The organism is Mucilaginibacter sp., from assembly GCF_028288105.1.
Lineage (GTDB): Bacteria > Bacteroidota > Bacteroidia > Sphingobacteriales > Sphingobacteriaceae > Mucilaginibacter.
This window is the reverse complement of sequence record NZ_JAQBOI010000187.1, coordinates 1-10046: the sequence shown is the minus strand read 5'-3', so window position 1 is coordinate 10046 and position 10046 is coordinate 1. Positions and strand designations below refer to the sequence as shown.

Sequence of the window (10046 nt, the reverse complement as noted above, 5' to 3'; positions counted from 1 at the left end):
CTACTGCTTCTGATACCTGCTTAGTTTTTCGAACAGGGTGGTTGGGTCAAAGGGTTTCAGTATGTAATCGTTCATGCCGGCGTTTTCTATCTGCCCCATTTGGTTGCTCAGCATAGATGCGGTTAACGCGATGATAGGTAACTTTTGGAAATAGGGCTCTGATTTGGAACGGATAACCCCGGTGGCTTCTAACCCGCCCATTAATGGCATATGGATATCCATTAATACAACATCAAAGTTTTTGTGCAATTCTAATTTATCAATGGCTTCCTGGCCGTTTTCGGCAAAATCTGCAGTAGCGCCCCACTTTTTAAGTACTTTATTAATAAGCAACCTGTTTATCTGGTTATCATCAACTACAAGTACATTAATATTTAATCCTGTTTCCACTTTGTTGTTATTATTAACTGTATGGTCAATTAATTTGTTAAAAGTAATTGTAAACCAAAACGTTGAGCCCTGCCCCAATACACTATCCACATTTATACGGGAGTCGTGCAGTTGAATTAAGCGTTTGCTAATTGCCAAACCCAGGCCTGTTCCACCGTAATGCCGGGTTGTATCGGCCTCGGCTTGCTTAAAAGACTCAAATATGGTGTTTAATTTGTTCTCTGCAATACCAATTCCGGTATCTGATACGCCAAAACGTATGCGTACGGTATCTTTGGTTTGTTCAATTACCTTCAGATCTATATTTACACCGCCCTGGCTGGTAAATTTAACAGAATTACTTACCAAATTCAATAAAATTTGCACCAGCCTCGCCCTATCTCCCATAACAATATTGGGGATAGCCTCATCAATGCTTTTGGTAAGATAGATGTCTTTCTCGTTCGCTTTATATTTCATAGAGCCAATAATGCTCTGTATCATATCACGGATATCAAGCCGTGCTATTTCCAGCTCTACATTACCGGTCTCTATCTTTGTAAAATCGAGCACATCATTTATCAATGTCATTAAATTCTCGGCAGAGAACTTAAGTATACTCAGATTCTCCTTTTGCGATTCAAGCGGGTTATCATTCAGCAACAGGTGCGACATGCCAATAACCGCGTTCAGCGGTGTACGGATCTCGTGGCTCATTACCCCTATAAACATATCTTTAGCGCGGCTAAGCTGCAGCGCTTCTTCTTTTGCAGATATCAGTTCCAGTTCGGCTTTCTTTTTAGCGGTGATATCTATAATGGTCTCTATGTATTTATCAACCCTGCCATTATCGCCCATTATTACCGAGTTGATCACCGAGATCCACAAGGGTTGCCCATCCTTACGATAAATAAGCAGATCCACTTCAAAGGACTGTTTTTGCTCAGAAAGCTCGCGTGCTTTTTGTATAATAGAAACATCTGTTAGTTCACCTTTCAGTGAATCGCCCAGGTGTTTGTTTTTAACATCGTTTAAGCTATAACCGGTTATATGTTCAAAAGCGGTATTTACCCATTCTACTTTGCCTTCGCTATCATTTATCACAACGCCGCTGGTGGTTTTGCTGGCCACCAGAGATAACATTGTTAACTCTTCTTCCGTTTTTTTGCGTTCGGTAATATCTACCATCACACCTATCTGGCGTTCAATACCCCCTACCTCATTAAATAGCGGGCTGTTTGAAATGAATACCCAGGCGGTAGAGCCATCTTTTTTGTATATTTTTATTTCGATCTCGTAAGACTTATTCTCTTTAACGGCCTGTACCGCTTCCCTATAAATCTCCATGTCGGTACCTTCACCTACCAATTTATCACCCACCTTTTGCCCTTTCAATTCCTCCAGCGAGTAGCCAATAATATGCTCCATAGCCTCGTTCATCCAAATGATCGCGCCCTTCATATCGCGTATCATGATACCACTTGGTGATTTACGCGCGGCAAATGATAGTATTTCCACATCGCTTTCGGCGCGTTTGCGGGCTGTAATATTTGTTATGATGCGGATGTATTTTTCTAAACTCCCATCGGCAGCGTAGATAATGGTATTGGTCACCAAGATCCATAAAGGCCGGCCATCTTTGCTTACCAAAGATAATTCAACCTCGTACGGTTGATTGTTTTTCCGGGCCTCGATCAATTTCTTTTCTGTTTCGGCATCTTTAGGCTTGCCATTTAAAATTTCACCTAAAAACTTCCCTGCAACATCCTGCAGCTTGTACCCTGTGATATTTTCAAAGGCATCATTTATCCATACAACCTGGTCATCAGCATTACTAATAACAACACCATTTCGTATTTTACTTGCAACTATAGATAGTTGCCGGGTTTCGTCAATAAGCTTTTGCTGATAGGTAGTATCCCTTCCGCTTGCATACCATTTGCCGGCTTTATTAACGGCAGTCCAGCTCATGGGTTTTAGCTCGCCATCACTGGTTAAGGTTTTGGTCTCCAGCTCAAATGGCTTTTGCGATTTTAGGGCTTGCTCAATCAAAGGGACGTACATCTCCCTATTTTTACCGGCAACAAAATCCCATAAGGATTTGCCTATGGCTTGCGCGGGCGTATATCCTAAAATGCTTAAAACCGCATCATTTATGGTTTCGATATTAGAATCGGCACCGGCAATAAAATGTATCTCAGATGAGCTATTGAACAAGTTGGAAAACTCTTTATGTGCTTCCAGGCTTTTTTCGAGTTCTTTTTTTTGCTTGCGCAGCGTAAGGTGCGACATTACTTCGTCGGCCAGTGTGCGCAGGGCGTCGCGCTGTTCGTTGGTAAGGTTACGTGGTATAAGGTCAATTACGCAAAGTGCCCCAAGGCGGTAACCGTCGGGGTCAATTAAAGGTGCGCCGGCATAAAAACGTATACCGTCGGTAGTATCAACAAAAGGATTGCTTTTTAAATTTTCGTTTAGTAAGGCATCGGGCACCTCAAATATCTCATCGCTTTGTATAGTGTAATTACAAAACGCATCGTTTCGGGGTGTTTCATGTATATCAAGCCCTACTTTTGACTTAAACCACTGCTTATCGTTATCAATTAAAGTAATAAGGGCAATGGGTGCCTGGCATATATATGATGCCAGGCGGGTTATAGCATCGTACTCTTTTTCTGGCAACGTATCCAATACGTCGTATGAATTCAGTGCTTTTAAGCGCCTGTTTTCAATGTCAAAAGAGTCCCCCGGCTTTATCCCCATTTATTATTATTAGTCTTTATCCTTGTATAATGGAAAATCTTCCATCAACTTGTGTACCCTTTTACGAATTTTCTTAATAGAAGTTTCATTTTCAGGGTCAATTAAAACTGCATCTATCAGTTCCACAATAGTTTCCATATGCTTCTCTTTTAAACCACGTGTGGTGATGGCAGCGGTGCCAACACGTATGCCCGAAGTTACAAAAGGTGATTTATCATCATAAGGCACCATGTTTTTGTTCGCGGTGATATCTGCATTAACAAGCGCATTTTCGGCTGCTTTACCTGTAATGTTTTTATTGCGCAGATCAATAAGGATCAAATGATTATCGGTACCGCCCGAAATGATATCATATCCCCTATCGGTAAACGCTTTGGCCATAGCCGCACCGTTCAGTTTTACCTGGGTAATATATTTCATGTAACTGTCAGATAGTGCTTCGCCAAAAGCAATTGCTTTAGCAGCAATAATATGCTCTAACGGGCCACCCTGTGTACCTGGGAAAACAGCCATATCTAACAGAGCCGACATCATTTTCACTTCGCCTTTTGGTGTTTTTAAGCCCCATGGGTTCGCAAAATCTTTACCCAGCAGTATAAGGCCGCCACGCGGGCCGCGCAGTGTTTTGTGTGTAGTAGTGGTAACAATATGGCAATGCGGAAGCGGATCTGTCAGTAAACCGCGTGCTATTAAGCCCGCAGGATGCGAAATATCTGCCAGTACAAGCGCGCCTACTTTATCGGCCACTTTACGGATAAATTCGTAATCCCAATCGCGCGAGTAGGCCGAAGCACCGCAGATGATCAGTTTTGGTTTTTGTTCTAAAGCAACCTTTTCAAGTTGTTTGTAGTCAATAAGGCCGGTTTCTTTTACAACACCATAAAAGTGCGGCTCGTATAATTTACCAGAAAAATTAACCGGTGAACCATGCGTTAAGTGACCGCCATGAGATAGATCAAAGCCTAATATTTTATCGCCGGGGTTTAACACAGCAAGCATTACAGCCGCGTTAGCCTGCGCGCCAGAGTGCGGTTGCACGTTAGCCCATTCTGCATTAAACAGTTGTTTGGCACGCTCAATAGCAATGGTTTCAATTTCATCAACAACCTGGCAGCCACCATAATAGCGCTTACCCGGTAAGCCTTCGGCATATTTGTTGGTTGCAACAGAACCCGCTGCTTCCATTACCTGCTTGCTTACAAAGTTTTCTGATGCAATAAGCTCAATTCCTTCCTCCTGGCGTTGCTGCTCTTCGTCTAACAGCTTGAATATTAATTTGTCTCTTTTCATTGTTGTGTGTAAAACGGCGCTAATTTAGATATTAGATATAATAAATAAGATTAAAAACTCTACTTATTTAATAGGTTATGCTTAGTTATTATGTATGCATAATTAATTTATGGGCGTTGCCTGCGGCCGGGCTATCCGTTCATACTGCACAGGCATTAGCCACGGGCCGGTATCCACTCCTATCCCTAACGCGGGCTTTTCAATTCTCAGATCTCTCCCTTCGGCGCAATCCAAAAATTATTAAATCCTAATCCAATGGTTATATCTATCATTTCCTGCTGAAGCATCTCCAGCACGGCTAAAAAATTATATACAAAATGCACCTTGTTCTCGCTATTGCCTGCAATGTTCTTAAAATCCATCTTTTTATTAATGCGCAGCAGGTTGTTAATAGCTTCCTTTTGCTTCTCGATGGTATAAGGATACTGCTCAACGGTATGGTGCACATCTTCGGTACGGGTCATGTATTGGCGCATCATCCGGTTATACACTACCATCAGTTTGTAAAGGTTTAGTTCGGATAATTCCTCGCCGGGCACAGTTACTTTTTCCACCTGTTCCAGGTCTATTTTAATATTACCCCGTTTCTCCTGTTTAAAGCGCTCATCTTCATAAGGCCTTATCTCGTCGCATAATACTTTAAACTTTTTGTACTCTATAAGCTTCCTGATCAGCCCTTCTTTGGTATCCAATTCGTTTTCTTCGTCATCGGCATTGTATCGCGGCAGCAACATTTTAGCCTTGATCCGCATCAGGGTGGCGGCAACAAAAATAAACTCGCTGGCCAGCTCCATGTTCAGCACCGTCATTTGATGTATATAGTGCAGAAAGTCGTCGGTGATCTTAGCAATGGGTATATCGTGAATATCGAGCTCATCGCGCTCGATAAAAAACAGCAAAAGATCAAAGGGGCCTTCAAACTGCGATAACTTTATGGAGAACCCATCTTCGGTCATGTGCCAAAAATACAGCTATTTACAATCAAAATTTTATAAATTTTAAAATTCAAAACAATAAATGACTTTAATATATTACAATTATTAGTAATTAAATAGCTTACTTTGTAAGTTAAAATAGAGTGAAGATCATACATGCAGGTACCCGCCGGTAATTTTTTAAAACGCATTAACTATCCTTCTGATTTAAAGCAATTTAAGGAAGTTGAACTTGAACAGGTTTGCAACGAGCTGCGCCAATATATTATTGATGTAGTATCGGTAAACGGTGGCCATTTTGCGGCCAGCCTTGGCACGGTAGAGCTTACTGTTGCCCTTCAATATGTATTAAACACCCCTTACGACCAACTGGTTTGGGACGTAGGGCACCAGGCTTACGGCCATAAAATATTAACCGGCCGCCGCGAAGATTTTCATACCAACCGTGTTTATAAAGGCTTAAGCGGTTTCCCAAAACGCAGCGAAAGTGTATATGACACTTTTGGTGTTGGCCACTCTTCTACCTCTATATCGGCAGCATTGGGTATGGCTGTTGCATCGCAATACAAAGGCGAAACCGACAGGCAGCATGTAGCCGTTATTGGTGATGGCGCCATGACAGCCGGCCTTGCTTTTGAAGCGTTGAACCACGCCGGTATCGAAAACTCTAACCTGCTGGTAATACTGAACGACAATAACATGTCGATTGACCCTAACGTTGGGGCGCTTAAAGAGTATCTGACTGATATAACCACATCAAAACCATATAACCGTTTCCGTGATGATATTGCTACCGTACTGGCCAAAATATCATCAATGGGGCCGGATGCTTTTAAGATAGCTAAGAAGATAGAAAAAAGCATAAAAGGCACCCTGCTTAAACGCAGCAACTTTTTTGAGGCGCTAAAATTCAGGTATTTTGGCCCGGTTGACGGCCATGATGTAAAACACCTGGTTAAACTATTGCGCGACCTGCGCGATATTCCCGGCCCTAAATTATTGCATTGCGTTACCGTAAAAGGCAAGGGATATGCACTGGCCGAAAAAGACCAGACCAAGTGGCATGCTCCCGGCTTGTTTGATAAGATAACCGGCGAAATAAAAAAGACAAAACACGATAAGCCACAACCTCCTAAATACCAGGATGTGTTTGGCCATACTATAATTGAACTGGCCGAGGCTAACCCTAAAATAATGGGTATCACCCCTGCCATGCCATCGGGTTGTTCACTAAACCTGATGATGAAGGCTATGCCTACCCGCGCGTTTGATGTGGGTATTGCCGAGCAGCATGCCGTAACGTTTTCGGCAGGTTTGGCTACACAGGGGCTAATTCCTTTCTGTAACATATACTCCAGCTTTATGCAAAGGGCGTATGACCAGGTGATACATGACGTGGCTTTACAAAAGCTAAACGTTGTTTTTTGCCTTGACCGTGCCGGTATTGCCGGTGCCGACGGGCCAACACACCACGGCGCTTACGACCTTGCTTACATGCGCTGTATCCCCAATATGACGGTATCGGCCCCAATGAACGAGGAAGAACTGCGTAACCTGATGTACACCGCACAACAAGACAATATGGGCCCGTTTGTAATACGTTACCCACGCGGTAACGGTGTTATGGTCGACTGGCAACGCCCTATGAAAGCTATCCCGGTTGGCAAAGGCCGCATAGTTTGCGATGGTGAGGAGGTAGCCATATTAAGCATAGGCGCTATTGGTAACGAAGCTGTAAAAGCTACTGCCAACTTAAATGCCGAAGGTTTTTATCCGGCACATTACGATCTGCGTTTTGTGAAGCCATTGGATGCGGCATTATTGCACGAGGTATTCCAAAAATTCAACCATGTTATTACGGTTGAGGATGGTTGCCTTGAAGGCGGTATGGGCAGTGCTGTATTAGAGTTTATGGCCGATAACAATTACAAAGCACAGGTAAGCCGCTTAGGCATTGCAGACAAGGTTATAGAACACGGCGAACAACCCGAGCTTTGGGCCGAATGTGGTTACGATGCTACCGGCATTGCAGCACAAGTTAAAAAATTTGCTATTAAAAGAGACAACACACATATCATAGCGTCGTAATTGACTCTTATTATAATATTTAGCCCTCTTCCATTTTGGATAGAGGGCTTTTTGTTTTGAGTATTTGCGAACTATAAGTTTCTTATTAAAATATTCCTTATCTTTCAGGTTATCAACCACAAGCAACCTAAACCTAATCATTATGGACTTTAAAGATCAAATTCTACAATTTGCATCCCGAGTAGAAAAGCTATGTACTCAAATTCAAACAGAAGAAGCAACTAAAAATGCACTTATAATGCCTTTCATACAATTGTTAGGTTATGATGTATTCAACCCTTTTGAGGTCAATCCAGAATTCGTAGCAGACCTCGGTATAAAGAAGGGGGAGAAAGTAGATTATGCAATAATGAATGATGGGAAACCAATATTACTTATTGAGTGCAAACATTATACACAAGATCTAAACCCTCATAACTCACAACTATTTAGATATTTTCATACTACTGATGCAAAATTTGGATTGTTAACAAACGGCATTAATTTCAGATTCTACACTGACCTTGTTAGCCCTAATAAAATGGATGACAAGCCATTTTTTGAATTTAAAATCACCGACATAAAGGATAACGAAATTGTTGAGCTTCGTAAATTCCACAAATCATATTTTGATGTTGGGAATATCACCAATACTGCAAGTGAATTAAAATATTTAAATCAAATCAAACAAGATTTAAATCAAGAATTCTCAGATCCTTCGGATGAATTTGTAAAGTACTTCACTAAAAAAGTTTATCCAGGTACAGTAACTCAAAAAGTACTTGAACAATTTAAAATAATCACTAAAAAAGCATGTTCAATCTATATAAGTGATATTTTGAACGAGAGGTTTAAATCTGCATTAGAGATGGAAACTAAAAAAGAAGAGTCATTAACTTCGAGTACAGAAATATCCGGTAATGGTGAGGTTGTAGATAATATTGAAACAACGGAAGAAGAAACTGTAGCATATTTAATAGTCAAATCGATTCTTTCCGAAAAAACCGATGCAAAACGCATTGACATGCGAGATGCTCAATCATATTGTGCAATCCTATTGGATGACAATAACAGGAAACCCTTATGTCGATTTTATTTTACAGACAAGAAAAAATCAATTGCTATTATTGATGCCAATAAGGTATTTATCAAAACAGATATAGTTGAGTTAGATGAATTGTACAAATTAAAAAAGCAATTATTCGAATCGCTTGATTTGTATTCTAAATAATAATTTTACCAACAAAAAAGCCGCTTGATAATTCAAGCGGCTTTTTTGTTGGTCTTTGTGCCTTATCTCGCTGGTGTAGCTGGCGGAGGGGTTGGCAATGCTTTACGTGGGATCATGTCCTTACGTTCTGATGTGTTATAAACAAACGATGCTACGATGGTAGCCGCTTGTTTCAAATCGTCTTCGCTCAGGCGATCATAAGTATCCTGGTTACTGTGGTGGGTACGGGTCCCATAATCCATTGCATCCTGAATGAACTGGAAGCCCGGAAGGCCTACTGCATCAAACGACTGGTGATCTGTACCACCGGTATTACTTGCAGTAACTGTTGTAGCGCCCAGATCTTTGAATGGCGCTAACCAGGCCTGAAATATTGGGCCGGCAGCTGTATCGCCCTGTAAATAGATACCGCGTATTTTACCGGTACCGTTATCAAGGTTGTAGTAAGCATCTAATGTTTTTTGCTCGGGTTTTAACTGCATGGTTTTAGGATCGCCAAAGTGGGCGGCCACGTAACCACGTGAACCAAATAAGCCCTGCTCCTCGCTGCTCCATAAAGCAATACGGATGGTACGTTTTGGTTTAAAGCCAATGGTTTTTAAGATGCGCATAGCCTCCATCATTACCGCGCTACCAGCTGCATTATCAGTTGCGCCGGTTGCACCATGCCATGAATCAAGGTGGCCACCTATCATAATTACCTGCTCTTTTAATTTTTTATCGGTACCCGGTATTTCAGCTACAACATTGTAACCTTGCAGGTCATCAGTAATAAATTGAGTTTTAATATCAGCCTCCATTTCAACTTTTTGGCCAGCTTTTACTAAACGTAAAATGCGCAGGTAGTCTTCTCCGCTTGTTTCCAATTCGGGCGCAACCGCTTTGGCTGTATCCGCATATGATGCACCATTGGTAGTAAAGGTTGTACCATCTGTACCGCGGCCCTGGCTAATTATCAGGCCAACTTTTTCGTCAACCATAAATTGGCTCATGGCAGTACGCATTGCCCTTGCTTTACGCATGGCAGCAAACTGCGGCGAATTAGCGTCAAATGCCCTGCGCTGGCCAGCTGCCGCCGGTTTTGCAGTAGCCATTTCAGCTAATTGCTCATCGGTATAACGCTCCAGGTCGGGCTTGGTTATACGTTTTAAAGTATTTTGAGTATCAAATATTACAATTTTACCAGCCAGTTTGCCTTTGTATTTATCAAGCTCGGCTACGCTATCAGCTTTCACCAAAATAACTTCGCTTTTAATAGCGCCGTTAGTACCCGGTGTCCAGGCTTTAGGGATAGCAATTATAGCGTGATAGTAAGGTACTGTAACAGCGGCATAGTTTTTTTGAACTTCCCAGCCTTTACCAAATTTGCCCCATGGCTCTAATTTAGAGTTTGA

Annotated in this window: 6 protein-coding genes; 2 read left to right on the top strand and 4 right to left on the bottom strand. The window is 41.9% G+C overall.

What is annotated here, in order from left to right; genetic code table 11:
* The 3 genes from JWQ85_RS13000 to JWQ85_RS12990 all read right to left on the bottom strand — a co-directional run bounded on the left by JWQ85_RS13000 (position 1) and on the right by JWQ85_RS12990 (position 5375).
* Positions 1 to 3129: a PAS domain-containing protein gene (locus JWQ85_RS13000; RefSeq protein ID WP_299468604.1), complete on the bottom strand. Its 3129-nt coding sequence runs from the start codon at positions 3127 to 3129 to the stop codon at positions 1 to 3.
* Positions 3130 to 3138: 9 nt separating this feature from the next.
* Positions 3139 to 4419, bottom strand: a complete 1281-nt coding sequence (gene glyA / locus JWQ85_RS12995) for a serine hydroxymethyltransferase (protein ID WP_299468602.1) — start codon at positions 4417 to 4419, stop codon at positions 3139 to 3141.
* A gap of 206 nt (positions 4420 to 4625) precedes the next feature.
* A complete protein-coding gene (locus JWQ85_RS12990) occupies positions 4626 to 5375 on the bottom strand; it encodes a segregation/condensation protein A (RefSeq protein ID WP_299468600.1) in 750 nt (249 codons plus the stop codon).
* A 135-nt stretch (positions 5376 to 5510) separates the two neighbouring features.
* Between JWQ85_RS12990 and dxs the strand changes: the two genes are divergently transcribed.
* Both dxs and JWQ85_RS12980 read left to right on the top strand, forming a co-directional pair.
* On the top strand, positions 5511 to 7442 hold the full coding sequence (gene dxs, locus JWQ85_RS12985; protein WP_299468598.1) for a 1-deoxy-D-xylulose-5-phosphate synthase: 1932 nt from the start codon (positions 5511 to 5513) through the stop codon (positions 7440 to 7442).
* Between the two features lie 142 nt (positions 7443 to 7584).
* Complete coding sequence (locus JWQ85_RS12980) at positions 7585 to 8652, top strand: type I restriction endonuclease (RefSeq protein WP_299468596.1); 1068 nt, start codon at positions 7585 to 7587, stop codon at positions 8650 to 8652.
* A 62-nt stretch (positions 8653 to 8714) separates the two neighbouring features.
* On the opposite strand, the gene JWQ85_RS12975 is transcribed toward JWQ85_RS12980, so the two are convergent.
* A partial coding sequence (locus JWQ85_RS12975) for a M20/M25/M40 family metallo-hydrolase (protein ID WP_299468594.1) occupies positions 8715 to 10046 on the bottom strand: 1332 nt, incomplete at its 5' end.